The sequence below is a fragment of the Sphingomonas flavalba genome (assembly GCF_004796535.1).
GTDB lineage: Bacteria > Pseudomonadota > Alphaproteobacteria > Sphingomonadales > Sphingomonadaceae > Sphingomonas_L > Sphingomonas_L flavalba.
In genome coordinates, this window is the sequence record NZ_SPHY01000007.1 from 14820 (window position 1) to 41133 (window position 26314).

Below are 26314 nucleotides of genomic sequence, written 5' to 3' on the forward strand. Positions count from 1 at the left end.
TATTGGCGCTCGACCGGTGCCGGTGGCGGGCGCAGAGCGGGCCATGGCCATTCGCTACCCACCGCTTGCCGTGGTCGTCCTGGGCGTTACCGTCGCCTTCCTCGGATCGCCGCTGGTCGCGCAGCGGAGCGGGCCGTTCACTATAGTCGAGAGCGGGCAGGGCTTCGCCCGGCTGGCCGATGCGGTGGCGGCGATCGGCGCGGGGACCGGCACGATCCTGATCGCGCCGGGCAGCTACCGCCAATGCGCGGTGCAGGAGGCGGGGCGGATCACCTATCGCGCGGCGACGTCCGGCACGGCGGTGTTCGAACGGACGGCGTGCGAGGACAAGGCGGCGCTGGTGCTGCGCGGCCGGGCGGCGACGGTCGACGGCATCGTGTTTCGCGGCATCCGCGTGCCCGATGCCAACGGCGCCGGCATCCGCATCGAAACCGGCGCGCTGAGCGTCGTCAACAGCATGTTCCTGGACAGCGAGCAGGGCATATTGTCCGCCGACGACCCGGCGGCGGCGATCAGCGTCGACCGATCGACCTTTGCCGGCCTGGGCCGCTGCGACCGGGGGCTGAGCTGCGCGCACGGCATCTATGTCGGCCATTACGGCGCGCTGAGCGTCACCCGGTCCCGCTTCGAGCGCGGCAATGGCGGCCATTACGTCAAGAGCCGCGCGCCGCGCATCGCCGTCACCGACAGCAGCTTCGACGACAGCGCCGGGCATGCGACCAACTACATGATCGACCTGCCGGCCGGCGCGACCGGTACGATCACCGGCAACACCTTCGTCCAGGGGCGGGACAAGGAGAATTACTCTGCGTTCATCGCGGTGGCGGCGGAAGCGCGCGAGCAGGTGTCTGCCGGGCTACTGATCGTCGGAAACAGCGCGTCGATCGTCCCTGGCGTCGCCCGGCGGACGACCTTCGTCGTCGATTGGAGCCATGAGGCGCTGCGGATCGAGGACAATCGGCTGGGCGCCGGGGTGGCAGCGTTCGCGACGCGGTAGGCGTGGCTGGGAGGATGGCGCCGGAAGCGCGGATTTGCGGCCTTTCATCCGGTTTGTGGGATTGACCTGCCGGCGGATTCGCGACACTCGGGGATGGATGCGGACAGGCTGCCCCCCCGGACCGTTGGCGATGTTGCTCGCCCTGCTCTTCGCGCTGATGCCGGCATCGCTGGCGGCGCAGGCCGACGGCCCGCACATTGCCGCGTCGCTGATCGCCGAGAGCGACACGCCCGCCGCCGGCCAGCCGGTGACGCTGGCGCTGGCGATGAAGCCGGAGCCGGGCTGGCATGGGTATTGGAAGAACCCGGGCGATGCCGGGGTGGAGACCAGGCTGGACTGGACCCTGCCGGCCGGGGTGACGGCGGGAGAATTGCGCTATCCCGTGCCGGGGCAACTGCTGCTCGCCGGGCTGATGCAGTATGTCTACGAGGCCGACTATGCCCAGCTCGTCGAGCTGACTATTCCGGCCGGGCTGGCGGCGGGGACGAAACTGCCGGTCAAGGTCGCGGTCGACTGGCTGGAATGCACCAACGAAGTCTGCGTGCCGGCGCGCGCCGACCTGGCGCTGACCCTGACCGTCGGCGACGGGCGGGTCGACCCGGCGCGGCAGACGCAGTTCGACGGCTGGCGCGCCAGGTTGCCGCGTCCGCTGGGCGCCGAAGCGCATTTCGCCCGTGTCGGCGACACGGTGCGGATCGCGGTGCCGCTGCCGGCGGCGGCGGGGGCCGACAAGCCCTATTTCTACCCGCTGACCGCCGACGCGATCGACTATGCCGCGCCGCAGACGGTGACGCGGTCCGGCGACACGCTGATCGTCGAGGCGAAGGCGGCGGCAGGCGCCGCCCACCCGGAACGGATCGCCGGGGTGCTGGCGATCGGCGACGGGCAGGGACTGGCGCTGGAGGCGACGCCGGGGGCGGTGCCTGCATCGGGCGAGGCGATAGGCGCGGAACGCCGGGCGACGGGCGGATTGGCGACGATCCTGCTGGCGCTGGGCGGGGCGCTGCTCGGCGGGTTGCTGCTCAACATCATGCCGTGCGTGTTCCCGATCCTGAGCCTGAAGGCGCTGTCGCTGGCCAAGGCCGGGGTCGATGAGGGCGCGGCGAAGCGCGAAGGGCTGGCCTATACCGCCGGCGTCGTCCTCGTCTGCCTGGCGCTGGGCGGGATATTGCTTGGCCTGCGGGCGGGCGGGGTCGCCGCCGGCTGGGCGTTCCAGTTGCAGGACCCGCGCGTCATCACCCTGCTGCTGCTGCTGGTCGCGGCGATCGCGTTCAACCTGGCCGGGCTGTTCGAACTGGGGACGATCGGCGTCGGCGGCGGGTTGGCCGAAAAAGGCGGTGCCGTCGGGGCGTTCTGGACCGGGGCGCTGGCTGCGTTCATCGCGACGCCGTGCACCGGGCCGTTCATGGGCGCCGCGCTGGGCGCCGCGCTGGTGCTGCCGACCGCCGCCGCGCTGGCGATCTTCGCCGGCCTCGGCCTTGGCCTCGCGCTGCCGTTCCTGCTGCTCGGCTTCGTGCCGGCGCTGCGCCGGATGCTGCCGAAGCCGGGGGCGTGGATGGGCACGTTCCGCCACATACTCGCGGTGCCGATGTTCCTGACCGCGCTTGGCCTGGCATGGATATTGGGGCGGCAGGCGGGCGTGAACGCGATGACCGTCGGGCTGCTCGCGGTGCTGGTCGCCGGGCTTGGCCTGTGGGCGGCCGGGCGGCGGCAGGCACGGGGCAGGGCGGTGTGGCCGGTGCTGGTGCCGGTGCTGGCGATCGGCGTCGCGATCGCCGCGTTCGTGCCGCGCGACGCGCCGGCGGCGGCGCAGGCCGCCAGCGCGGAGGGCGTCGAGCCGTTCAGCGAGGCGCGGCTGGCGGCGCTGACCGGCGAGGGGCGGCCGGTGTTCGTCTATTTCACCGCCGATTGGTGCCTGACCTGCAAGGTCAACGAGAAGGCGGCGATCGAGCGCGACGAGGTGCGCCGCGCCTTTGCCGGCGGCAAGGTGGCGGTGCTGGTCGGCGACTGGACCGACGGCGATCCGGCGATCGGCCGCTTCCTGGAACGGCACGGCCGCTCCGGCGTACCGCTCTATCTGTTCTACCGGCCGGGCACGGCGGCGCCGGAAGTGCTGCCGCAGGTGCTGACGCCGGAACGGCTGACCGGGTTGGTCGGTTAGACCATGGTTTGATGTCCCCAGCGGAGGAGAGGACTATGCGGATCGGGATGAGTGTTGCGGCGGTGGCCGCATTCATGATGGCGGTGCCGCTTGCGGCGCAGCAGACCACGGGCGCCCCTGCGCGCGATTTCAAGCTGACCAACGCCAACGGGCAGGTCGTGCAGCTTTCCAACTATCGCGGCAAGACGGTGGTGCTGGAATGGCACAACCCCGGCTGCCCGTTCGTGCAGAAGCACTATGACGCCGGCAATATGCAGAAAACGCAGGCGGCCGCGCATCGCGACGGGGCGGTGTGGCTGACGATCAATTCCGGCGCACCGGGCAAGCAGGGCCATATGACCGGGGCGGCAGCGAAGGCGCTAATCGCCAAGGAGAAGGCGCAGCCGACCGAATATCTGATCGACGAGCGCGGCGTGGTCGGCAAGACCTATGCCGCCAAGACCACGCCGCACATGTACATCATCGATGGCGACGGCAAGCTGGTCTACCAGGGCGGGATCGACGACAAGCCGACGACCGACAAGGCCGACATCGCCACCGCGCGGAACCATGTGCTGGCGGCGCTGGGCGAAATGAAGGCCGGCAAGGCGATCTCCGTCGCGGAGAGCCGCCCCTATGGCTGCGCGGTCAAGTATCCGGACGCCGACTGAGGACCGGAACGGGCCGGGTTCCGAGCGGGTGCCTGGCCCCGGCCCTGACTTTCAGGGCTGGCGGCTGAGCGGATAGGCGCGCAGCGTGTCGCTGGGCTTGTTGTCGCTGGTGCGGAACGCCCATTCGTCGGCGCCGGCCTGCTCGATGTAGAGGACAGGCGCGTCGGCGGCGTCGGGCTGCAGGCGCAGGACCCGGCCGGTGGCATCGGTGACCGTCGCCAGCCCGTCCGTCGTCGACGAACCGCGGCCGCGAAAGGCCTGGATCAGCCGGTAGCGGCCGGGGCCGGGCTCTGCCGCAAACGTCAGGGTGACGTCGATCGCCTCGCAATCGGGACAGGGGGTGCTGCCCGCGAAGGTCGCGCCGGCGGGAATGGGCGCCTGCGGCCCGCGGCAGGCATCGAGCACACGGCGGATCGCATGGCCACCCGGGGCTTCGACCGCGTCGCCGCCGGCGGAGACGGTGACGCGCGCGCCGGGCGCCGCGATCCGGTCGAGCAGCGGGTCGGCGAGCGGAATGCGTGCTTCCGCCCGGCCGCCGGCATTGCGGCCGGCATAGGTCTGGCCGGCGCCGCCGCTATCGATGCGAACGGCGTTGCCGGGCCCCTGCCGCAGGACGATAAGCGCGGCGCCGCGTGCATCGCATCGCACGGCAAGCGCGACATCCTTGTCGGATGCACCGTAGAGTGCGGCGGCGGCGGTGCCGTCGACCCGCGTCGTCCACGCCATCGGCGCTGGCGCCGGTTCGGCAGCATTGCCGTAATCGATCTCGACGACCGCATTGCCGCCGATCGTCTTGACCGCGCCGGCCCGCGCTTCCGGCGTCGCCTGCGGCTCGCGGTCGCAGCCGGCGAGCAGGGCGAGCGGCAGCGTGGCCAGCGCTGCCAGTCTATTTGCGGACATAGACACGCTGCCCTCCGATCCAGGTTTCGTCGACGCGCAGCGCCCGCAATTTTGCCGGCGGCAGGTCGAGCGGGTTGGCGTCGAGCAGCAGGAAGTCGGCGCGCTTGCCCGGCTCCAGACTGCCCAGCCGGTCGTCGGCGAAGCCGGCATAGGCGGCCTCGATGGTGAATCCGGCCAGCGCCGTTTCGCGGCTGACTCGTTCCTGCGGCTGCCAGCCGCCGATCGGTTCGCCGTTCGCGTCCTCGCGGGTGATCGCCACCGCCAGGCCGGGGAAGGGGTTGGCGGATTCAACCGGCGTATCCGAGCCGAAAGCAAGATGGGCACCGGTCTTGCGGATCGACGCCCAGGCATAGGCGCCGGAGAGGCGCGCCGGCCCCAGCCGTGCTTCCGCCATCAGCCGGTCCGACGTCTGGTGCACCGGCTGCATCGACGCGACGATGCCGTGCCGGCCGAAACGGGCAATGTCGGCGGGGTCGACGATCTGGGCATGTTCGATCCGCCAGCGCCGGTCGCCCTTGTAGGTTTCGGACAGCTCATCGATCGCATCGAGCAGTTGCGCGTTGGCGGCGTCGCCGATCGCGTGGACCGCGACCTGGAAATGGTCCATCGCCGCCCGGCTCATCAGGTTGCGTAGCCGCGCGTCGTCGAGAAAGCCAAGGCCGCGTTCGCCAGGCGCATCGGCATAGGGTTGTTTCAGCCAGGCGCCGCGCGAACCGAGCGCGCCGTCGGAGTAGAGTTTCACCCCGACCAGCCGCAGCCGATCGTCATAGAGCCAAGGCGTCGGTTCCGGCCCGGCGATGGTCTGCATCGTGTCGGTGCCATGGGCGTAGGCGATGATCCTGACCTTCAGCCGGCCGACGTCGCCGGCGCGGCGATAGGTCATCCAGTCGTCGAGCGTGGTGCCCATGTCGGCGATGCCGGTGATGCCGAAGCCGAGCAGGATCTCCTGCGCCTTGACGAGCGCCAGATCGCGGTCGCGCGGGTTTGGCGGCGGCACGACCTTGTCGACAAGCGCGCGGGCGGAGTCGACGAAAACGCCGGACGGCATAGCGCCGGCCTTTTCGATGCGGCCGCCGGCCGGCGAAACGGTTTTGGCGGTGATGCCGGCGGCTTTCATCGCCGCGCTGTTCGCCCAGCCGGCATGGCCGTCGACCCGGGCGAGCCACACCGGCCTGTCGGCGATGACCGCGTCGATGTCGGCGGCGGTCGGGAAGCGGCCGAGGCCCCATTTCTCCTGGTTCCAGCCGGTGCCGAGAATCCACGGCCGCGCCGGATTGGCGGCGGCGTAGGCGGCGATCTTCGCCTTCGCCTCGTCCAGCGAGCGGGTGTCAGACAGGTCGAGGGTCAGCGCGCTGAACCCGAGGTCCATGACATGGCCGTGCGCGTCAATCAGCCCGGGGATCAACGCCTTGCCCTTGCCGTCAAGGCGGAAATCCAGCTTGTCGGGTCGCTTGTCGTAGCGGTCGAGCAGCTTTGCGACCTTGCCGTCGGCGGTGATGAGCAGGCCGTTGAAGCGGACGAGCTTGCCTTCGGCGGTCAGCGTCGCGCCGTCGACATTGTCGATCAGGCCGTCGGCCAGCGCCGGCGCGGCGAACGCCGCCAGCGCCAGCAGCAGCGCCGCCTTCACGCCGGCGTTCATCCGCCGAGTCGCCGGATCAGCGCGCTGGTATCCTGCCGTCCGCCGCCCATCTTCTGCACTTCGGCATAGAACTGGTCGACCAGCGCGGCGACGGGGAGGGTGGCGCCGTTGGCCCGCGCCTCTTCCAGCGCCAGGCCGAGATCCTTGCGCATCCAGTCGATCGCGAAGCCGAAGTCGAAGCGATCCTCCGCCATGGTTTCCCAGCGGTTGACCATCTGCCAGCTCGACGCGGCGCCGCCGGAGACAGCCTCAAACACCCGGTCGAGGGCGAGGTTGGATGCCTGCGCGAAGCGCAGCGCTTCCGCCAGCCCCTGGATGACCCCGGCGATCGCGATCTGGTTGACCATCTTGGTGGTCTGGCCGGCCCCGGCCGGGCCGACATGGACGAGCCGCGCGGCATAGGCGGCGATCAGCGGGCGGGCGGCGTCGAGCGCGGCGTCGCTGCCGCCGCACATCACCGACAGCGCGCCCTTTTCGGCGCCCGCCTGCCCGCCGGAGACCGGCGCGTCGACGCAGAGCAGGCCGCGCGCCTCACCTTCCTTCGCCAGCCGCCGGGCGATGTGGGCGGAAACCGTGGTGTGGTCGACGAACAGCGCGCCGGCCCGCATCGCGCCGAACGCGCCGTCCGGCCCCAGCGTCACCGCCGCCAGATCATCATCGTTGCCGACGCAGGTGAACACCGCCGCCGCACCGGTCGCCGCCGCCGCCGGGGTCGGCGCCGCCCGGCCGCCGTGACGCGCGACCCACGCCGCCGCCTTTTCGGCGGTGCGGTTATAGACGGTGACGGAATGGCCCTTTGCGGCCAGATGCCCGGCCATGGGCGCGCCCATGACGCCGAGGCCGATGAATGCGATGTCGGTCATGAAAGGCGATTAACCCGTGTTTCCCCGGAGCGCCAGATGCGCTACGCGCGCCGCATGGCTACTGCATTAGAAACCCGCGAAACCCTTCCCGTGACCCTCGACGACGTGCATGGTGCGGCGGAGCGGATTATGGGCGCGGTGGTCCGCACCCCGACATTGCACAGCCAGACCCTGTCGCAGCTGACCGGCGCCGAAGTGTGGGTCAAGTTCGAAAACCACCAGTTTACCGCCGCGTACAAGGAACGTGGCGCGCTGAACACGCTGCTCCAGATGCCGGCGGAGCGGCGCGCCCATGGCGTGATCGCCGCATCGGCCGGCAACCATGCCCAGGGCCTGGCCTATCACGGCAGCCGGCTGGGCATTCCGGTGACGATCGTCATGCCGCGCCCGACTCCGACGGTGAAGGTGACCCAGACCGAGGGCCATGGCGCGACCGTCATCCTCCACGGCGAGACGTTCGACGCCGCCAATGCCCATGCCCGCGAGCTGGAGGTGGAACGCGGCCTGACCTTCGTGCCGCCGTTCGACCACCCGCACATCATCGCCGGGCAGGGGACGGTGGCGTTGGAGATGATGGCCGATGCGCCGGGCCTCGATACGCTGATCATCCCGATCGGCGGCGGCGGCCTGTTTTCCGGCATGGGCACGGCGGCGCGCGGGCTGAACCCCGCGATCGGCCTGATCGGCGTTCAGGCGGAGCTTTATCCGTCGATGTATGCGCGGGTGAAGCATGTCGACCTGCCGTGCGAGGGCGACACGCTGGCCGAGGGCATCGCCGTAAAGCAGCCGGGAGCAATAACCTCCCGCTTCGTCGAGCAATTAGCCGACGACATCGTGCTGGTCGGCGAACGCCATCTGGAAAAGGCGGTCGCGCTACTCCTGCAGATCGAGAAGACGGTGGTCGAGGGCGCCGGCGCCGCCGGGCTGGCCGCGCTACTCGCCTATCCGGACCGCTTTGCCGGGCAGAAGGTCGGCATCGTGCTGTGCGGCGGCAATATCGACACGCGGCTGCTCGCCAACGTGCTGCTGCGCGACCTGGCCCGTTCCGGCCGGCTGGCCCGGCTGCGGGTGCGGTTGCAGGACCGCCCCGGCGCGCTGTTTCACGTCGCCCGCATTTTCGACGAACAGCAGGTCAACATCATCGAGGTCTACCATCAGCGGGTGTTCACCACCCTGCCGGCGAAAGGGCTGATCACCGACATCGAATGCGAAACCCGCGACCGGGCGCATCTGGAACGGCTGATGGCCGCGCTCGGCACCGCCGGCTACGAGGTGAGCCAGGTCGAGCTGGCGTGAGCGGCGGAAGCCGGTTCTTAACCGTCTTTGATGGTAAACCGGCTTTTCAACTTTACGGGCGGTAAGGCATAGCGCAGCCAGATAGCGCGTATCACATTGCCCAGGGGTCGATCAGTCCGGTGACCGCACCGTTCCGCTTTCCGCGATTCTTCGTGACCAGCCCGGCGCCGTGCCCGTACCTGCCCGGGCGCAGCGAGCGCAAGGTGTTCACCGAGCTGAGCGGGCCGCATGCGGCGGAGATGAACGATGCGCTGAGCCGCATCGGCTTCCGCCGCAGCCAGGGGGTCGCCTACCGTCCGAGCTGCATCGACTGCCAGGCCTGCGTGTCCGTCAGGGTGGTTGTCGACGAGTTCCGCCCGAACGCGACCCAGCGCAAGCTGCTGCGCCGCGACGCCGACCTGGAAGTTACCGCCTGCCGCCCCTGGTCGACAGAGGAGCAGTTCGCGCTGCTCCGCCGCTACCTGACCGCGCGCCACCCCGGCGGCGGCATGGCCGGGATGGATGAGGCGGATTACGCCGACATGGTCGAGCAGACGCCGGTCGATTCCTATGTGATGGAGTATCGGGCGCCGGGGACGGACGGGAAACCGGGCCGGCTGGTCGGCGCCTGCCTGACCGACTATCAGGCTGACGGACTGTCGATGGTCTACAGCTTCTTCGAGCCGGAGGACGGTGTTTATCCCGGTCTCGGCAACCTGATCATCATGGACCATATCTTCCGCGCCCGCCGTGCCGGGCTGCCCTATGTCTATCTGGGCTACTGGGTCGCGGGAGCCAGGCAGATGCGCTACAAGACGCGGTTCCAGCCGATCGAGCGGCTTGGTCCGGCCGGCTGGGAACGCTTCACCCCGCCCCAGGACTGAGCCGACCGGCGGAACTTTCCGCCCGATCCGGCACTTACCCTTCGGGGGTGGCTGTCGGCTTGGGATCGGACTCTATGAAGATGGATTGGACGCACGACCAGTCGGTTGTGGTCGCGCAGCGCGCCATCGCGCGGGTTGCGCTGATCGGCAATTTCCCGCCGCGCAAATGCGGGATCGCGACCTTCACCGAGGGCGTGTACGATGCGCTGACCGCGGCGTTCCCGGATTGTGCGGTCGACGTGGTGGCGATGGTCGACCCCGGCGCCGCCTATGCCTTTCCCGACGCCGTCGGCATGACGGTCGCGCAGGACGATCCGGACGCCTATCGCCGCGCCGCCGACTGGCTGCGCGGGCGCGGGCCCGACGTCGTCTGCGTCCAGCATGAATTCGGCATCTACGGCGGGCCGGCTGGCGCCTGGCTGCTCGACCTGCTCGAGCGGATCGACGCGCCGGTCGTCACCACCCTCCACACCGTGCTGACCGACCCGAGCGCCGACCAGCGGCGGGTGATGATGGCGCTGGCTCGCCGCTCCGCCCGGCTGGTAGTGATGGCGGAGCGCGGGCTGGCGATCCTGCGCGACGTCTATGGCGTGCCGATCCACAAGATCATGGTCGTGCCGCACGGCGTGCCGGACGTGCCGCTCAGCCCGCCGGATGCGTTCAAGGCGGAGTTCGGGCTGGCGGGTAGGGAGGTGCTGTTCACCTTCGGCCTGCTGTCGCCCAACAAGGGGATCGAGCACATGATCGCCGCGATGCCGCGGATCGTCGCGGCGCGGCCTGATGCCGTCTACGTTGTGCTGGGCGCCACCCATCCGCACCTCATCGCGCGCGAGGGCGAGGCCTATCGCGAGCGGCTGGCCGCGCTGGCTGCGGCGCGGGGCGTCGGCGACCACGTGCGGCTGATCAACCGCTATGCCGACGACGCGGCACTGCTGCGCTATCTGGCCGCCGCCGACATCTATGTGACGCCCTACCTGAACATCGCGCAGATCACGTCGGGCACGCTCAGCTACGCGGTCGCGCTGGGCAAGCCGGTGGTATCGACGCCCTATTGGCATGCGGAGGAACTGCTCGGTGACGGCTGCGGTGTGCTTGTTCCCGTCGGCGATGCCGATGCGCTGGCCGATGCGGCGATCACCCTGTTGTCCGACGATGCGCGGCGCGCCGCGATCGGCCGCCGCGCCTATGCGGCCGGGCGGACGATGCTGTGGAGCCGCTTCGCCCATCGCTATATGCGGATGTTCCGCATGGTCGCGCACAAGCCGGACACGCTGGTGAAGCTGCGCCACGCGCCGGCGCCCGACCTGCCGCGCCCGGCGCTGGACGGGATGCTGCGGCTGACCGACGACTGCGGTATCGCCCAGCACGGCGTCTTCGCGCTGCCGGACCGCAACCACGGCTACTGCCTGGACGACAACGCCCGGGCGCTGATGGCGGTGGCGGATCTGTCGGTGCTGCCAGCGCCGGACGAGCGGTTGCCGCGGCTGGCGCGGACCTACGCCGCCTTCATCCATCATGCGTGGAACGAGGCGGCGGGGACGTATCGCAACTTCATGGGCTATGATCGCCGTTGGCTGGAGGCGGAAGGGTCCGAGGATTCGATCGGCCGTGGCTTCTGGGCGGTGGCGACGGCGGCCGGGGCGCGGTTGCCCGCCGATGTCACGCAATGGGCGAGATGGCAGACCCGCCGCGCCTTGCCCCGTGCCGCGCGGCTCGGCGCGCCACGCGCGCGCGCCTTCGCCCTGCTTGGGCTGAGCGCGCTGATCGCCGGGGGTGGTGGCGACGAGGCGGTGGTCGCCGCCGCCCGCGCGCACGCGGACGCGCTGGCGGCGCTGCTGCCTGCCGGCGGCGCTGAATGGCGGTGGTTCGAGGACGGTTTGAGTTACGACAACGCCCGGCTGGCGGAGGCTTTGATCCGGGCCGGGCTGGCGTTGTCGGCGCCGGGCTATGGCGATGCCGGGCTGGCGGCGCTCGACTGGCTCTGCCGGGTGCAGACCGGGCGTGACGGCGTGTTCCGCCCGGCCGGGTCTGACGGGTTCGGGCGCCGGCGGGAGATGCCGCTGCCGTTCGACCAGCAACCGCTGGAGGCGGCGGCGACCGTCGACGCCTGCGTCGCCGGCTTCTCCGCCAGCGGCGCCTGGCAATGGGTGGTCGAGGCGCGGCGGGCCTATGACTGGTTTCTGGGTGCCAATGACCACGACCTGGCGGTGGCGATCCCGTCGGAAGGCGATTGCCATGACGGGCTGACGCCGGACGGGCTCAACCTGAACCGGGGCGCGGAATCGGTGCTCGCATTCGTCCGCGCCACCTGCGCGATGCACGGCTTGCGCCATGTCGAGCGGCCGGCGCCGCCGGCGCATGCCAACGAGGAGAGAGAGCGGCTGGGGGTCGCCTGATGCCGCAGTTGCGCTACCTGCCGTTGCGGCTGCAGCCGGATGCGGCCCGCGTGGTCATCCGCCCGTTCCACGTCGCTGTCGAGCCGCGCGGGCTGAACCCGTCGCAGCGCGGCCGCGCGCAGCGGATCGTGGACAGCGTGCTGGCGATGGACGCGCGCAGTTGCCTTGCCGAACTGGGGCTGGTCTACCAGGACTTCGGCGAGCGGCACCGCGACATCACCGAGATATTCGAGCGGCGCTACCGCCAGATGGCGGCGGAACTGGACATGCCGGCGACGCTGCACGCGCCGTGCCGGGCGCTGATCGGCGCCTATTTCTGCCACGAATACTCCTATGCTGCCGCCGCGCTGATGAACCCGAGCATCGTGCCGCACCCCAACCAGTCCGGGCTGGCGGAGGGGGCGATGCGCTTCGTCCTGTCGCTGCGCGCGGTGGGGGAGGGGCATATCTCCTCGGTCGAGTTCCGCGAGGGTGTCGTCCACGCCGACGGCAATTTCGAGCTGGTGCCGCTGCCGCTGGTCGCGATGGCGGTGGAAGGCCAGGTGGAGCAGGACGTGGCGAGGCTGATGCGGGAACGCCGGACCGCGTTGTCGGGAACGGTGCTGTTCCCGGTGACCGCCGCCCAGCGCAACGGGCTGGAGGACCTGCGGCTGGTCCGCTTCGTCGAGGAGGACGGGCAGGCGACCTATTACGGCACCTATACCGCCTATTCCGGCACGGCGATTGCGTCGGAGCTGCTGACCACGGCGGATTTCAACATGCTGTCGCTGCGGCCGTTGAGCGGCGATGCCGCGCGCAACAAGGGCATGGCGCTGTTTCCGCGACGGATCGATGGGCGCTATGCGATGATCGGCCGGCAGGACGGCGAAAGCCTGTATTTCCTCCAGTCCGACGACCTGCTGCGCTGGGACGGCGGCGACTGGTTCGCCGGGCCGCTGCATCCGTGGGAACTGGTCCAGATCGGCAATTGCGGGTCGCCGATCGAACTGGACGAAGGCTGGCTGCTGCTGACCCACGGCGTCGGCCCGGTCCGCAAATACGCGATCGGCGCGATGCTGTTGGCCAAGGACGACCCGCGCAAGGTGCTGGCGCGCAGCGCGGTGCCGATCCTGTCCCCCGCCGACGACGACCGCGAGGGTTATGTGCCCAATGTCGTCTACACCTGCGGCGCAATGGCGCTGGGGCGGCGGCTGTTCCTGCCCTATGGCATCGCCGATTCGATGGTCGGATTCTGCTGGCTCGACATCGACGAACTGCTCGCCGAGCTGGTCTGAGCCGTCACATCTCGCCGCGGGCGCGGCGCAGCGCGTACCATTTGCGCACGTTCGCCTCGTGCTGGGCAAGCGTATCGGCAAAGACGTGGCCGCCGCTGCCGTCGGCGACGAAATAGAGCGCCGAGGTCTGCGCCGGATCGAGCACCGCGGCGATCGAGGCGCGGCCGGGATTGGCGATCGGCCCTTTTGGCAGCCCCGGTTCGGCATAGGTGTTGTAGCCGTTCTTCGCCGCCAGTTCCGAACGCAGGATGCGCCGGCCGAGCGGGCGGCCGAGGGTGACCGGGTAGATGACCGTCGGGTCGGCCTGCAGCGGCATGCCACGTTTCAGCCGGTTGGTGTAGACGCCGGCGACCATCCGCCGTTCCGACGGCTTGCTGGTTTCCTTTTCGACGATCGAGGCGAGGATCACCGTTTCCTCCAGCGTCGCGACGGCGATGCCGGGCTTGCGCGTGGCCCACAGCTCCTTCAGCGTCCGGTCCATCGCCGCCTGCATGCGCTTCATGACCGTCGCGCGCGCCTCACCGCGCTGGAAGCCGTAGCTGTCGGGTAGGATCGACCCTTCGGCCGGGATCGCGACCGGGCCGGTCAGCAGTTTCTGGTCGCGCAACCGCTCCGCCACCAGCACCGACGGCATGCCTTCGGGAATGGTGATCAGGCGCAGCACCGGCTTGCCGTGCTGGAGAATGTCGAGCGCGCCGGCGCCGCTGATCCCGGCGGGGAAGGCGAAGTCGCCAGCCTGGATCGGATCGTTTGAGCCGAGCAGCCGCGCCATCCGGTAGAATCCGTCGGCGGAGCGGACGATGCCGGCCTTTTCCAGCGCAGCGGCGGCGGTACGCAGCCGCGCGCCTTCGACAATCGTCACCTCCGCCGGCTTTGCCGAAGGGCCCGGCCCAAGCCAGCCGCGCCAGACGATGCCCCCGCCCGCCAGCAGCACCAGCAGGGCGGCGATCAGGATCAGGCGGCGCATGGCACCCCGCAGGTCGGCTAGAGCGCCTTCAGCACCAGGCTGGCATTGGTGCCGCCGAAGCCGAAGCTGTTGTTGAGGATCGCCTTGACCGACCGCTGCCTGGCAACGTGCGGAACGAGGTCAACGCCGGCGACGCCCTCGCTCGGATTGTCGAGATTGAGGGTCGGCGGCACGATCTGGTCGCGCATCGCCAGGATGCAGAAGATCGTCTCCACCGCGCCGGCGCCGCCGAGCAGATGGCCGATCGCCGATTTGGTCGACGACATCGACAGGCCGCCGATGTCGTTGCCGAACAGGCGGCGGACGGCGCCCAGTTCCAGCTCGTCGCCCAGCGGGGTCGAAGTGCCGTGGGCGTTGATATAGTCGATGTCGGACAAGGCGAGGCCGGATTTACGCATCGCCATTTCCATCGACCGGTAGGCGCCGGAGCCTTCCGGGTGGGGGGCGGTGACGTGATAGGCGTCGCCCGAAAGGCCGTAGCCGACGACCTCTGCATAGATTTTCGCGCCGCGCGCCTTGGCCCGCTCGTATTCCTCGAGCACGACGACGCCGGCGCCTTCGCCCATGACGAAGCCGTCGCGGTCACGGTCATAGGGGCGGCTGGCCTTTTCCGGTGTGTCGTTGAAGCCGGTGGACAGCGCGCGCGCCTGGGCGAAGCCGGCGATGCCGATCGGGCAGATCGCCCCTTCGGCGCCGCCCGCCAGCATCACGTCGGCATCGTCGAGCGCGATCATCCGCGCCGCGTCGCCGATCGAGTGGGCGCCGGTGGAGCAGGCGGTGACGACCGCGTGATTCGGCCCCATCAGCCCGTATTTGATGCTGACCTGACCGGAGATCAGGTTGATCAGCCGGCCGTGGACGAAGTGCGGCGAGACGCGGCGCGGTCCTTTCTCGGCGAGGACGAGCGATTCGCTCTCTATCCCCGGCAGGCCGCCGATGCCGGCGCCGATCGAGCAGCCGGCGCGCAGCCGGTCGGCCTCCGCCATGTCGGTCAGCCCGGCATCTTCGATCGCCTGGCCGGCGGCGTCGATGCCGTAGATGATGAACGGATCGACCTGGCGCTGGACTTTGTGGTCGACTCGCAGATTCGGGTCGAATCCATAGGGGTGGTCGGCTGGCTTCACCTCGCAGGCGATGCGGCAGGCATAGTCGCTGGCATCGAAGCGGGTGATGGTGCCCGCGCCGGATTTCGACGCGAGGATGTTCTTCCACGCGGTCTCGACATCGGCGCCGAGCGGCGTGACGAGACCGAGTCCAGTGACGACGACACGACGCATGGCTGGCACTCTCTCCGGTTTGACCTAAAGCGAAACGGCTCCCCGGCCCTGTGTTGTCCCGGGTCGGGGAGCCGTTTCTCGCGGGTTTCAGCGCGATCCGCGCGGTCGGCGGATGCCGCCGCGCTTAGCCCTTGTTGCTGTCGATATAGTTGATCGCGTCCTTGACGGTCGCGATCTTTTCGGCGGCATCATCGGGAATCTCGACCCCGAATTCCTCCTCGAACGCCATCACCAGTTCGACGATGTCGAGGCTGTCCGCACCCAGATCGTCGATGAAGCTCGCGTCCTCGGTGACCTTGTCCGCTTCGACGCCGAGATGCTCGACGACGATCTTCTTCACCCGGTCGGCGGTCTCGCTCATGGGAAGTCCTTCTGCTTGAAATGTCGTGTGTCGACCTAGTGCCGGGTCAGGACGCTGGCAAGCCCCGCTGCGTTCATCCGGCGTTCAGCGGCGGGTCAAAGCATTGCCATCCCGCCGTTTACGTGAAGAGTCTGGCCGGTGACATAGGCCGCCTCACGGCTGGCGACATAGGCGACGGCTGCCGCCACGTCCAGACCCTCGCCGAGTCTCCCCGCCGGAATCCGGCCGAGCAGCGCCTCTTTCTGGGCTTCCGGCAGCACGTCGGTCATCGCCGAATGGATGAAACCGGGGGCGACGCAGTTGACGGTGATTCCACGGCTCGCCAGTTCCTGCGCCAGCGCCTTGGTCATCGCGGTGAGCCCGCCCTTCGACGCGGCGTAGTTGGCCTGGCCGGGATTGCCGGTGGCGCCGACGACCGAGGTGATCGAGATGATTCGGCCGAAACGCGCCTTCATCATCGGCCGCGCGGCGGCGCGGGCGAGGCGGAAAGCCGCTTCCAGGTTGACGCGGATCACCTGATCCCATTCCTCGTCCTTCATCCGCAGAATCAGGTTGTCGCGGGTGACGCCGGCATTGTTGACCAGAATGTCGAGCGTGCCGCCGAGCGCCTCGATCGCGCGCGGCACCAGCCCGTCGACGGCGGCGCCGTCGGCCAGGTTGCAGGGCAGGATCGGCATGTTGCCGCCGCTGCCGGCCGCCACCGCGTTCAGCGCGTCCTCACGGGTGCCGGACAGCGCGACGCGGGCGCCCTGCGTGGCAAGCGCGGCGGCGATCGCCGAGCCTATGCCGCCCGATGCGCCGGTGACCAGCGCGGTCATGCCTGAGAGATCGAACATGCTGATTCCTTTCGTCCGCGTCGTTTACAGCGCCTTCGCCAGCGATTCGATGTCGTCCATGGTGATGATGCTGGCGGTCTCGACCTCTCCGGCCGCACTGCGCTTGACCATCGGGCCGAGCACCTTGCCGCCGAATTCGACGAAACGGGCGACGCCGGCCATCTCCATCGCCTGGACCGATTCGCGCCAGCGGACGAGCCCGGTCACCTGCTCGACCAGCAGCGCGCGGATGGCGTCGGCATCCGCGACCGGCGCGGCGGTGACGTTGGCGTAAAGCGGTACCAGCGGCGCGCGCAGCGCGACATCGGCCAGCGCCGCCGCCATCGCGTCCGCTGCCGGCTGCATCAGCGGGCAGTGGAACGGGGCGGAGACCGGCAGCAGGATAGCGCGCTTGGCGCCCATCTCCTTCGCCAGCGGCACCGCGCGCTCGACCGCGCTCTTGTGGCCCGAAATCACGACCTGCGACGGATCGTTGTCGTTGGCGACGCAGCAGACCTCGCCCTCGGCCGCGGCCTCGGCGATGGCCTTCGCCTTGGCGAGATCGGCGCCGAGCAGCGCCGCCATGCCGCCGACGCCGACCGGCACCGCCGCCTGCATCGCCTGACCGCGCAGCCGGAGGAGGCTGGCGGTCGTCGCCAGATCGAGTGCCCCGGCGGCGCACAGCGCGCTGTATTCACCGAGCGAGTGGCCGGCGACGAAATCCGCCTTGTCGACCAGGCGGATGCCGCCTTCCTGCTCCAGCACGCGCAGGGTGGCGATGGCATTGGCCATGATCGCCGGCTGGGCGTTCTCGGTCAGGGTCAGAGCGTCGTCCGGCCCCTCGGTCATCAGCCGGAACAGGTTCTGGCCGAGGGCATCGTCGACCTCCTGGAACACCGCCCGGGCGGCGGCGCTGGCCTCGGCTAGGGCCTTGCCCATGCCAACCGCCTGGCTGCCCTGCCCGGGAAAGATGAAAGCGCGCATTGAAAATCCTCTGGCTTGGAGGCACTCCGGGTAGAAAGCGGCGCGGATGCTGGCAAGGGGCGACCGCGAAGGAGGCAGGGATGAAACGATCGATTGCGGTGGTCATGGTGTTGGGCGCGATGGTGCTGCCGGCGGCGGCGGTGGTCGGCCAGGCGGCGCAGTCCGGCTACCTGCCGTCGGGCGCGTTCGACATATTGGCCGTGCTGCCGCCGGCGCCGGTGAAGGGCGAGGTCCGGTACGACGCCGACCGTCGGATTTTCAAGCGCACCCGTGCATTGCTCAATACGCCGCGCGGGGCGCTGGCGACCAATGACGTCGATTATTCGCCGCCGGCCATGCTGCGCGATTTCAGTTGCGCGGTCGGGGTGGCGCTGACCCCGGAAAATGCGCCGAAGACCACGGCGCTGATCGCCAGGGCCGGCGTCGATACGGCGAATCAGTCGCGTGTCGCCAAGGATTATTACAAGCGTCTGCGCCCCTACCAGATCGACAGGGGCCGCACCTGCCAGAACCCGGAAGAGCTGAAGCACAGCTTCGACTATCCGTCCGGCCACACCACCCGGGGCTGGACCTGGGCGGCAATCCTTGCCCAGGTCGCGCCGGACCGGGCGACACCGATCATGGCACGCGGCCGCGCCTATGGTGAAAGCCGGATCATCTGCGGCGTCCATAACGCCAGCGCGGTCGAGGCGGGGCGGGTGACGTCTGCCGCGACGCTGACGGCGGTGGCGACGCAACCGGCCTTCCAGGCCGACCTGGCGGCGGCACGGGCGGAAATGGATGCGCTGCGCGCCGACCCGGCGACCCCGCGCCCGGCCGCGTGCGAGGAAGAGGCGAAGCTGGTCGCGCAGTTCGTGCGCTAAGGCGTAGCGGCTGAGGCGGGACGCCGTCGCGCGGCCCCCTTGCATTTGCGGCCGGTTTCGGCCATTGGCGCCCGGTCCGGGCGGGAGGCGCTGCTTTTCCGCCCCGACTGTTTTGAACGACAGCCGGAGGGGCGCTCGTGATGGTCACGGCGTCAGCGATCGGCCAAGATAGGGAATATGCGAGCATGGCTCTTTACGAGCATGTGTTTCTCGCGCGGCAGGACCTGGCCCAGGCCCAGGTCGACGCGCTGGCGGAAGCCGCCACCAAGATCGTCGAGGACAATGCCGGCAAGGTGCTGAAGGTCGAGACGTGGGGCCTGCGCGGCCTTGCCTATCGCATCGCCCGCAACCGCAAGGCGCATTACGTGATGCTCGACATCGACGCCCCCGCCGGCGTCGTCGCCGAACTGGAGCGCCAGACCGCGATCAACGAGGACGTGATCCGCTACATGACGATCCGCGTCGACGCGCATGAGGCCGGTCCGTCGGTGATGATGCGCAAGAGCGACCGCGACAGCCGCCGCGGCGACCGTGGCGACCGGGGTGATCGCCCCCGCCGTGACCGCGACGACGCCTGAGGGAGTAGAGACACATGGCACGCCCGTTTTTCCGCCGTCGCAAGAGCTGCCCCTTCTCCGCGAAGGATGCGCCCAGAATCGACTATAAGGATGTCCGTCTGCTCCAGGGCTTCGTGTCCGAGCGCGGCAAGATCGTCCCGTCCCGCATCACCGCGGTGTCGGCCAAGAAGCAGCGCGAGCTCGCCAAGGCGATCAAGCGCGCCCGGCATATCGGGCTTCTCCCCTATATCGTGAAGTAAGGAGGGCCGGAGATGGAAGTCATTCTGCTCGAGCGCGTCGACAAGCTTGGCGCGATTGGCGATGTCGTCAACGTCAAGGCCGGCTTCGCGCGCAACTACCTGCTGCCGCGCAAGAAGGCGCTGCGTGCCAACGAAGCCAACCGTAAGGTATTCGAGGCCAACCGCACCCAGATCGAGGCGGACAATGCCGCGCGGCGGACCTCCGCCGAGGCCGATTCGAAGCATGTCGACGGCGCGTCGGTGACGCTGATCCGGCAGGCGTCGAACACCGGCCAGCTCTACGGATCGGTTTCGGTGCGCGACATCGCCGAGGCGCTGGTTGCCGACGGCAAGAAGGTTGCCAAGAACCAGATCGTCCTCGATCGCCCGATCAAAGCGATCGGCGTGACCACGGTTCGCGTCGTCCTCCACCCGGAGGTGGCGGTGTCGGTCCAGGTTAACGTCGCCCGCTCGCCGGAAGAGGCGGACCTGCAGGCGCAGGGCATCGACGTGATGGCCGAGATGTTCGAAAAGGATCAGAGCGGCTTCACCGAAGCCTTTGATCCCAACGCCGAACCGGGCACGATCGCGGCGGAGCCGGAAGCCGGCGCCGAGCCGGTGGAAGGCGGGGCGACGGCCGAGGCCTGATCGCCCCAGTTCACGTCGTGACGAAAGGCCGCGCGGTCCCGGTGGACCGCGCGGCTTTTTCGTTGCGGGCGCGTCATCGCTTGCGGATTGACCGGGGTTCAGAAAAACTTGCTCTCCAGCCGGCGCCGGGGCGTGTAGCGGGGGAATATGAGCCTGACCCATCTTGAGCGGCTGGAAGCCGAATCGATCCACATCCTGCGCGAGGTGGCGGCGGAGGCCGAGCGCCCGGTGATGCTCTACAGCATCGGCAAGGATTCGGCGGTGATGCTGCATCTGGCGCGCAAGGCGTTCTTCCCCGGCCCGCCGCCCTTTCCGCTGCTGCACGTTGACACGACCTGGAAGTTCCGGGCGATGTACGCGCTGCGCGACAAGGCGGCGGCCGAGGCGGGGGTGGAGTTGATCGTCCACCGCAATCCGGAGGCGGAGGCGCGCGGTATCAACCCGTTCGACCACGGGCCATTGCACACCGACATGTGGAAGACCGAAGGGCTGAAGCAGGCGCTGGACAAGCACAGCTTCGACGTCGCCTTCGGCGGCGCGCGGCGCGACGAGGAAAAGAGCCGGGCGAAGGAGCGGATCTTCTCGTTCCGCTCCGCCAACCACCGCTGGGACCCGAAGGCGCAGCGGCCGGAGCTTTGGAACCTCTACAATGCGCGCAAGGCCAAGGGCGAGAGCATCCGTGTGTTCCCGATCTCCAACTGGACCGAGCTGGACATCTGGCAATATATCCACCGTGAGGGTATCGAGATCGTCCCCCTTTATTTCGCCGCGCCGCGCCCGACGGTGGTGCGCGACGGGCTGATCCTGATGGTTGACGACGAGCGTTTCCGGTTTCGGCCGGGCGAGACGCCGGTCGATCGCTCGATCCGCTTCCGTACGCTCGGTTGCTACCCGCTGACCGGCGCGGTCGAGAGCAGGGCGGCGACGCTGCCCGCCGTCATCCAGGAAATGCTGCTGGCGACGACCAGCGAACGGCAGGGGCGGGCGATCGACCGCGACGGCGGCGATGCCAGCATGGAGAAGAAGAAGCAGGAGGGCTATTTCTGATGGCCGCGCAGCAGGACAGTTCCTACGCGCCCGACGCGCTGATCGCCGCGGACATCGACGCCTATCTGGAAGCGCACTGCAACAAGACGCTGCTGCGCTTCATCACCTGCGGCAGCGTCGACGACGGCAAGTCGACGCTGATCGGCCGGCTGCTCTACGACAGCAAGCAGATCTTCGAGGATCAGCTTTCGGCGCTGGAGGCGGACAGCAAGCGGGTTGGCACCCAGGGGCAGGAAATAGATTTCGCCCTGCTCGTCGACGGGCTGGCGGCGGAGCGCGAGCAGGGCATCACCATCGACGTCGCCTACCGCTTCTTCGCGACGCCGAAGCGCAAATTCATCGTCGCCGATACGCCCGGCCACGAACAATATACCCGCAACATGGTGACCGGCGCATCGACCGCCGACCTGGCGGTGATCCTGATCGACGCGCGCAAGGGTGTGCTGACCCAGACACGGCGGCACAGCTACCTGGCCCAACTGATCGGCATCCGCTCGGTCGTGCTGGCGGTCAACAAGATGGACCTGGTCGGCTACGACCGGGCGGTGTTCGACGCGATCGTTGCCGATTATCGCGCCTTTGCCGCCGGGATCGGCATCGACGATTTCGTCGCCATCCCGATTTCAGGACTGGCCGGCGACAATATCGCGGCCCGCTCGGCGGCGACGGCCTGGTATGACGGGCCGACGCTGGTCGATCATCTGGAAACCGTGCCGGTCGATGCCGAGGCGGATCGCGCCGGGCCGTTCCGGTTGCCGGTGCAATGGGTCAACCGGCCGAACCTGGACTTTCGCGGCTTTGCCGGGTTGATCGCCGGCGGCACGGTCAAGCCCGGCGACGCGGTGCGGGTGCTGCCCTCCGGCCGGACGTCGACGGTGACGCGGATCGTGACGATGGACGGCGACCTGGCGGAGGCGGGCGCCGGCCAGTCGGTGACGCTGACCCTGGCCGACGAGATCGACTGTTCGCGCGGCGACGTGATCGCCGCCGCCGGCGCGCCGCCGGAGGTGGCCGACCAGTTCGAGGCGACGATCGTCTGGATGGCCGACGAGGCGCTGCTGCCCGGCCGGCCCTACTGGCTGAAGCTGGGCACCCAGACGGTGACCGCCACCGTCCAGCCGCCGAAATACCAGATTAACGTCAACACGCTGGAGCACCTGGCGGCCAAGACGCTGGAGTTGAATGCGATCGGCGTCGCCAACCTGTCGACCGACCGGCCGATCGTGTTCGCGCCCTACAGGGACAGCCGGGCGCTGGGCGGGTTCATCCTGATCGACAAGCTGACCAACGCGACGGTCGCCGCCGGGATGCTGCATTTCGCGCTGAGGCGCAGCCAGAACGTCCACTGGCAGGCGATCGACGTCACCCGCGAGCGGCGCGCCGCGCTGAAGAACCAGAAGGCGAGCGTACTGTGGCTGACCGGGCTGAGCGGCGCCGGCAAGTCGACGATCGCCAATCTGGTCGATCGCAAGCTGACGCGGATGAACCGCCATGCCTTCCTGCTCGACGGCGACAATGTCCGCCACGGGCTGAACCGCGATCTGGGCTTCACCGACGCCGACCGGATCGAGAATATCCGCCGGGTCGGCGAGGTCGCGAAGCTGATGACCGACGCCGGGCTGATCGTCATCACCGCGTTCATCAGCCCGTTCCGCGCCGAACGGCAGATGGTGCGCGACATGATGGCGCCGGGCAGTTTCATCGAGGTGCATATCGATACGCCGCTGGCCGAGGCGGAGAAGCGTGACGTCAAGGGCCTCTACGCCAAGGCGCGCAGCGGCCAGCTTAAGAACTTCACCGGCATCGATTCGCCCTATGAGCCGCCGGAGGCGCCGGACATCCGCATCGACACGACCGGGATGAGCGCCGAGGAGGCGTCCGACCTGATCGTGGATTATCTGCTCGTCCACGAATAGCGGGTGTCGCGCAGCCGAGGGTGGATTGCCGCGGCGCTGCGCGTCTCGCAATGACGGGGAGGGCTATTGGGCAAGGGTGGCGCCGGTGATCCAGTCGGAGGCTTCGGCGGCGACCTGGTTCGCGGCCCGGTTGAGCGCGGCGCTGACCGCGCGGGCCTCGATCGCGGCGACTGGCACGCGCGCTTCGAAGCGGCGGGTTTCGACGCTGTCCTCGCGGGCGATGCTTGCCTCGTAGCGGACAATCGCCGTCTGGCTGTCCTCGTCGATGTCGAAACGGCTGAGCTCACCCGAAACGCGGAGGCCGGGGTCGAGCGCGAACTGGCGCGGACTGAGCACGCTGCGGCCGCTGCGCGCCTCGATCGTCTCGGACAGCAGGCGCTGGAACAGGCGGTTTGGCGCCTCCACCCATTGCGCGTCCTTGACGAAGGCGATGGCGGTGGCGCCGGACTGGACCGGGATGCGGCCGGTCGCCAGCGCCTGCGGCAGGGACGGGGTGAGGATGGTGATCGTCTCGCCCGACTTCGCGGTCAGGGTGCGGCCGGGCTCCGGGCTGGCGCTGGCGGTCAGGGTCAGCAACTCCTTTGGCGGCTCGCTGCCCAAGCTGATGCAGCCGGCGAGCGGGAGGCTGAGGAGCAGCAGGGCGGGGAGGATGGGCTTCATTTCTTCGGTCCCTTGTAATCGGGGAGCTTGCGGCTGCCGACCAGCGAGCCGGCGCCACCGTGATTGACCCGTTCGGCGACCGCGTTCAGCGATTCCGCCATTTCGCGCAGGTCGCGGATCAGCAGCCCGGCCTCCGGGATCGTCTGGTTGGAGAAGGCGCGGACGCCGGGCTGCGCCTGCTTGATCGTCGCGTCGAGCGTCTCCATGCTCTGCCCGGCGGCCTTCACCGTGCGGCGCAGCTCGGCGAGCAGCGGCTTCGCGTCGTTGGCGATCAGCGCGTTGGAGGTGCCGGCCAGCTTGCCGATCTCTTCCGCCGCGTCGCCGGCCTGCTGGATGGCGATGCGGGTCTGAGCGAGGGTGGCGGCGATTTCCGGTCCGCGATCGGCCAGCGCATCGGACAGGCGCTCGACATTGGCGAGGATACCGGCGATCGACGCCTGGTTCTTGTCGCCGAGCAGCTCGGTCAGCCGCTCAGTCAGCGTCGTCAGCCGCTCCAGTAGCTTCGGCGCGCTGTTCAGCAATTCGCCGAGTGCGCCCGGCTTGGTCGGGATGACCGGCACGCCGCCGGGGCCGAGATCGGTGATCGGCGGCGCGCCCTTGATCGCGCCGTCGAGCTGGATCTGCGACACGCCGGTGAAGCCGACGCCTTCGATCGTCGCGGTCGTTCCCTGGAGGATCGGGGTCTCCTCCTTCACCGATATGCGGACGCGGACGAATTGCGGGTCGTTGCGCCACAGCGCGATTTCCTTGACCTGGCCGGACGGCACGCCGGAGAAGGTGACCGACGAGCCCTTGGCGATGCCGTCGACCGCCTGCTTGAAGAACACGTCATATTCCTTTTCCGACCCGCCGGAGACGCGGGCGAGCCAGACGGTGAACACCAGCAACGCCGCAAGCAAAGCCAGTACAACGACACCGACGAGAACATGGTTCGAACGGGTTTCCATCAGCGCCTCATGTCCTGTCCGTCGCCGCCGGCCGGGCCGACTTCATCGCCGTCCGCCCGCGCGGGCCGTTGAAATATTCCTGTATCCACGGATGATCCAATGCGAGCAGCTCGTCGATCGTTCCGACCGCGATCACCTTGCGGTCTGCGAGCACCGCCACCCGGTCGCACAGCGCGTAGAGCGTATCGAGGTCGTGGGTGATGAGAAAGACCGTCAGCCCCATCGTCCGCTGCAATTCTCGGGTCAGCGTGTCGAAATTGGCCGCGCTGATCGGGTCCAGCCCGGCAGTCGGCTCGTCGAGGAACACCAGATCCGGATCAAGCGCCAGCGCCCGCGCCAGTGCCGCGCGCTTGGTCATGCCGCCGGACAGTTCCGCCGGGTATTTGGGGCCGGCATCGGCGGGCAGGCCGGCCATCACCACCTTGTAGGCGGCGATCTCGTCGAGCAGCGGCGGGCGGATGTCCGGGTAGTATTCGCGTAGCGGCACCTGGATGTTCTCGGCGACCGTCAGGGTAGAGAACAGCGCGCCGCCCTGGAACAGGATGCCCCAGCGCTTGCGGATGTCGAGCGCATCGGTGACGTCACGGCCGACCATCGATTCGCCGAACACTTCCACCGACCCCTCGACCGGGGTCTGCAGCCCGATGATCGCGCGCATAAGCACCGATTTGCCGGTGCCGGAGCCGCCGACGACGCCCAGTATCTCGCCGCGCCGGACGTCCAGGTCCAGCCCTTCGTGAACGACCTGTTCGCCGAACGCAGTCTTCAGGTCGCGCACCCGGATGACGACGTCCGCGTCGTCGGGGAGGACCGGGCTCATGTCCAGCCGACCCAGGTGAAGAACACGGCGAAGAAGGCGTCGAGGACGATGACGAGGAAGATCGCCTGGACGACGGCGGCGGTGGTCCTGAGGCCGACTTCCTCCGCGTCCGCCTTGACCTGCATGCCCTGGTAGCAGCCCGAGAGCGCGATGATGAAGCCGAACACCGGCGCCTTGATCAGCCCGACATAGAGGTCGGTGATCGGCGTCACCTCGCGGATGCGCTGGATGAAGGTGACGGGGGGAATATCGAGCGACGCCCAGCATAATATGCCGCCGCCGATAATCGCGACGATCGACGCATAGAAGCCGAGCAGCGGCATCATCACCACCGAGGCGAGGGTGCGCGGCAGCACCAGCGCCTCCATCGGCGATACGCCGATCGTCCGCATCGCGTCGATTTCCTCGGTCAGCTTCATCGTGCCGAGCTGGGCGGCGAAGGCGGAGCCGGAACGGCCGGCGATCATGATCGCGGTCATCAGCACGCCCAGTTCGCGCAGCGTCAGCCGCCCGATCAGGTTGATCGTGTAGATCTCCGCGCCGAACTGGCGAAGCTGGACGGCGCCCTGCTGGGCGATGACGATGCCGATCAGGAAGCTCATCAACCCGATGATGCCGAGAGCGGAGACGCCGACCACCTCGAAACGCTGGATCACCGCGTTGATGCGGAAGCGGGACGGGTGCGCCATGACATGGCCGATGGACAGGACCAGCGCGCCAAAGAAGCCGAGCAAGCCGAGCATCGTCCGCCCGGCGGTGGCGGTGGCGGCGCCGATTTCGTTCAGCACCTTGAACAGCGTCGGCGTCCGGTCCGGGCGCATGCGGACCGGTTGGTCGGCGCGGTCGACCTGCTCGATCAGCTTGCTCGCCTGATCGTTGGCGCCGATGATGGTCGCGGCGTGATCGGCGGCGAGCCGATGGACGATCCACGCGCCGATCGTGTCCATCCGTTCGACCTGCGACAGATCCAGCCGCGCCAGAGGGCCGGGTACCTGGCGCACCCGTTCGGGCAGGTCGCCGAGCTGCGACACGGTCAGCGCGCCGGTGAAACGCAGCGTGCGCTCCCCGTCCTGCTGGTCCTCCGTGAAGTCGGCGGTGGCAGCCATAAGGTTGCTCCTGCGGCATATTCGCTGGATCGGCAAGCGAACAAAAGGTTAGAAACGGCTTGACCCCT

General features: G+C 69.0%; 25 protein-coding genes. 13 read left to right on the forward strand and 12 right to left on the reverse strand.

The window, feature by feature from the left end:
- Positions 1-43: 43 nt before the first annotated feature.
- From E4A53_RS08245 to E4A53_RS08255, 3 genes are all read left to right on the forward strand, one after another.
- Positions 44-997 (forward strand): right-handed parallel beta-helix repeat-containing protein, encoded by a 954-nt coding sequence (locus E4A53_RS08245; protein WP_136162626.1) that lies wholly within the window; start codon positions 44-46, stop codon positions 995-997.
- 130 nt (positions 998-1127) lie between these two features.
- Positions 1128-3158 (forward strand): protein-disulfide reductase DsbD family protein, encoded by a 2031-nt coding sequence (locus E4A53_RS08250; RefSeq protein ID WP_239018216.1) that lies wholly within the window; start codon positions 1128-1130, stop codon positions 3156-3158.
- A gap of 35 nt (positions 3159-3193) precedes the next feature.
- Entirely contained in the window at positions 3194-3808 is a 615-nt protein-coding gene (locus E4A53_RS08255; protein ID WP_136162628.1) for a redoxin domain-containing protein, read from the forward strand.
- A 51-nt stretch (positions 3809-3859) separates the two neighbouring features.
- Here the strand turns inward: E4A53_RS08255 and E4A53_RS08260 are convergent, their stop codons facing one another.
- The 3 genes from E4A53_RS08260 to E4A53_RS08270 are packed head-to-tail and all read right to left on the reverse strand — an operon-like array spanning position 3860 to position 7210.
- A complete protein-coding gene (locus tag E4A53_RS08260) occupies positions 3860-4708 on the reverse strand; it encodes a copper resistance protein NlpE N-terminal domain-containing protein (RefSeq protein ID WP_136162629.1) in 849 nt (282 codons plus the stop codon).
- Positions 4695-6347 (reverse strand): amidohydrolase, encoded by a 1653-nt coding sequence (locus tag E4A53_RS08265; protein WP_136162630.1) that lies wholly within the window; start codon positions 6345-6347, stop codon positions 4695-4697. Before E4A53_RS08265 ends, E4A53_RS08260 begins: the two co-directional genes overlap by 14 nt.
- On the reverse strand, positions 6344-7210 hold the full coding sequence (locus E4A53_RS08270) for an NAD(P)-dependent oxidoreductase (RefSeq protein WP_136162631.1): 867 nt from the start codon (positions 7208-7210) through the stop codon (positions 6344-6346). Before E4A53_RS08270 ends, E4A53_RS08265 begins: the two co-directional genes overlap by 4 nt.
- A gap of 54 nt (positions 7211-7264) precedes the next feature.
- On the opposite strand from E4A53_RS08270, the gene E4A53_RS08275 reads away from it, so the two are divergent.
- The 4 genes from E4A53_RS08275 to E4A53_RS08290 all read left to right on the forward strand — a co-directional run bounded on the left by E4A53_RS08275 (position 7265) and on the right by E4A53_RS08290 (position 13039).
- Positions 7265-8506, forward strand: coding sequence for a threonine ammonia-lyase (locus E4A53_RS08275; RefSeq protein ID WP_136162632.1), 1242 nt, complete (start codon positions 7265-7267; stop codon positions 8504-8506).
- Positions 8507-8625: 119 nt separating this feature from the next.
- Positions 8626-9369, forward strand: a complete 744-nt coding sequence (locus tag E4A53_RS08280; protein WP_136162633.1) for an arginyltransferase — start codon at positions 8626-8628, stop codon at positions 9367-9369.
- A gap of 74 nt (positions 9370-9443) precedes the next feature.
- Positions 9444-11765, forward strand: a complete 2322-nt coding sequence (locus E4A53_RS08285; RefSeq protein ID WP_136162634.1) for a glycosyltransferase family 4 protein — start codon at positions 9444-9446, stop codon at positions 11763-11765.
- The gene (locus E4A53_RS08290) at positions 11765-13039 is read left to right on the forward strand and encodes a glycoside hydrolase family 130 protein (protein ID WP_136162635.1); all 1275 of its coding nucleotides are present in this window, start codon (positions 11765-11767) and stop codon (positions 13037-13039) included. The genes E4A53_RS08285 and E4A53_RS08290 overlap by 1 nt, the downstream gene beginning before the upstream one ends.
- A gap of 4 nt (positions 13040-13043) precedes the next feature.
- On the opposite strand, the gene mltG is transcribed toward E4A53_RS08290, so the two are convergent.
- From mltG to fabD, 5 genes are all read right to left on the reverse strand, one after another.
- On the reverse strand, positions 13044-14006 hold the full coding sequence (gene mltG / locus E4A53_RS08295) for an endolytic transglycosylase MltG (RefSeq protein ID WP_136162636.1): 963 nt from the start codon (positions 14004-14006) through the stop codon (positions 13044-13046).
- Positions 14007-14023: 17 nt separating this feature from the next.
- Entirely contained in the window at positions 14024-15283 is a 1260-nt protein-coding gene (gene fabF, locus E4A53_RS08300) for a beta-ketoacyl-ACP synthase II (protein ID WP_136162637.1), read from the reverse strand.
- 124 nt (positions 15284-15407) lie between these two features.
- The gene (locus E4A53_RS08305) at positions 15408-15644 is read right to left on the reverse strand and encodes an acyl carrier protein (RefSeq protein WP_136162638.1); all 237 of its coding nucleotides are present in this window, start codon (positions 15642-15644) and stop codon (positions 15408-15410) included.
- Positions 15645-15739: 95 nt separating this feature from the next.
- A complete protein-coding gene (fabG, locus tag E4A53_RS08310) occupies positions 15740-16480 on the reverse strand; it encodes a 3-oxoacyl-[acyl-carrier-protein] reductase (RefSeq protein WP_136162639.1) in 741 nt (246 codons plus the stop codon).
- Positions 16481-16504: 24 nt separating this feature from the next.
- Complete coding sequence (gene fabD, locus E4A53_RS08315) at positions 16505-17443, reverse strand: ACP S-malonyltransferase (protein WP_136162640.1); 939 nt, start codon at positions 17441-17443, stop codon at positions 16505-16507.
- Between the two features lie 80 nt (positions 17444-17523).
- On the opposite strand from fabD, the gene E4A53_RS08320 reads away from it, so the two are divergent.
- From E4A53_RS08320 to cysN, 6 genes are all read left to right on the forward strand, one after another.
- Entirely contained in the window at positions 17524-18306 is a 783-nt protein-coding gene (locus E4A53_RS08320; RefSeq protein WP_136162641.1) for an acid phosphatase, read from the forward strand.
- A 185-nt stretch (positions 18307-18491) separates the two neighbouring features.
- Positions 18492-18884: a 30S ribosomal protein S6 gene (rpsF, locus tag E4A53_RS08325; protein ID WP_136162642.1), complete on the forward strand. Its 393-nt coding sequence runs from the start codon at positions 18492-18494 to the stop codon at positions 18882-18884.
- 14 nt (positions 18885-18898) lie between these two features.
- Positions 18899-19123 carry a 30S ribosomal protein S18 gene (gene rpsR / locus E4A53_RS08330; RefSeq protein WP_010125005.1) on the forward strand — a complete coding sequence of 75 codons (225 nt, stop codon included), beginning with the start codon at positions 18899-18901 and terminating at the stop codon, positions 19121-19123.
- 12 nt (positions 19124-19135) lie between these two features.
- Positions 19136-19750: a 50S ribosomal protein L9 gene (gene rplI, locus E4A53_RS08335; RefSeq protein ID WP_136162643.1), complete on the forward strand. Its 615-nt coding sequence runs from the start codon at positions 19136-19138 to the stop codon at positions 19748-19750.
- Between the two features lie 147 nt (positions 19751-19897).
- A complete protein-coding gene (cysD, locus tag E4A53_RS08340) occupies positions 19898-20797 on the forward strand; it encodes a sulfate adenylyltransferase subunit CysD (protein ID WP_136162644.1) in 900 nt (299 codons plus the stop codon).
- Positions 20797-22713, forward strand: a complete 1917-nt coding sequence (gene cysN, locus E4A53_RS08345) for a sulfate adenylyltransferase subunit CysN (protein WP_136162645.1) — start codon at positions 20797-20799, stop codon at positions 22711-22713. Before cysD ends, cysN begins: the two co-directional genes overlap by 1 nt.
- A 63-nt stretch (positions 22714-22776) precedes the next feature.
- Here the strand turns inward: cysN and E4A53_RS08350 are convergent, their stop codons facing one another.
- The 4 genes from E4A53_RS08350 to E4A53_RS08365 are packed head-to-tail and all read right to left on the reverse strand — an operon-like array spanning position 22777 to position 26246.
- Complete coding sequence (locus tag E4A53_RS08350) at positions 22777-23373, reverse strand: ABC-type transport auxiliary lipoprotein family protein (RefSeq protein WP_136162646.1); 597 nt, start codon at positions 23371-23373, stop codon at positions 22777-22779.
- Complete coding sequence (locus E4A53_RS08355; RefSeq protein WP_136162647.1) at positions 23370-24320, reverse strand: MlaD family protein; 951 nt, start codon at positions 24318-24320, stop codon at positions 23370-23372. The genes E4A53_RS08350 and E4A53_RS08355 overlap by 4 nt, the downstream gene beginning before the upstream one ends.
- Positions 24321-24327: 7 nt before the next feature.
- Positions 24328-25140: an ABC transporter ATP-binding protein gene (locus E4A53_RS08360; RefSeq protein ID WP_136162648.1), complete on the reverse strand. Its 813-nt coding sequence runs from the start codon at positions 25138-25140 to the stop codon at positions 24328-24330.
- Positions 25137-26246 carry an ABC transporter permease gene (locus E4A53_RS08365; protein ID WP_136162649.1) on the reverse strand — a complete coding sequence of 370 codons (1110 nt, stop codon included), beginning with the start codon at positions 26244-26246 and terminating at the stop codon, positions 25137-25139. Before E4A53_RS08365 ends, E4A53_RS08360 begins: the two co-directional genes overlap by 4 nt.
- Positions 26247-26314 lie beyond the last annotated feature (68 nt).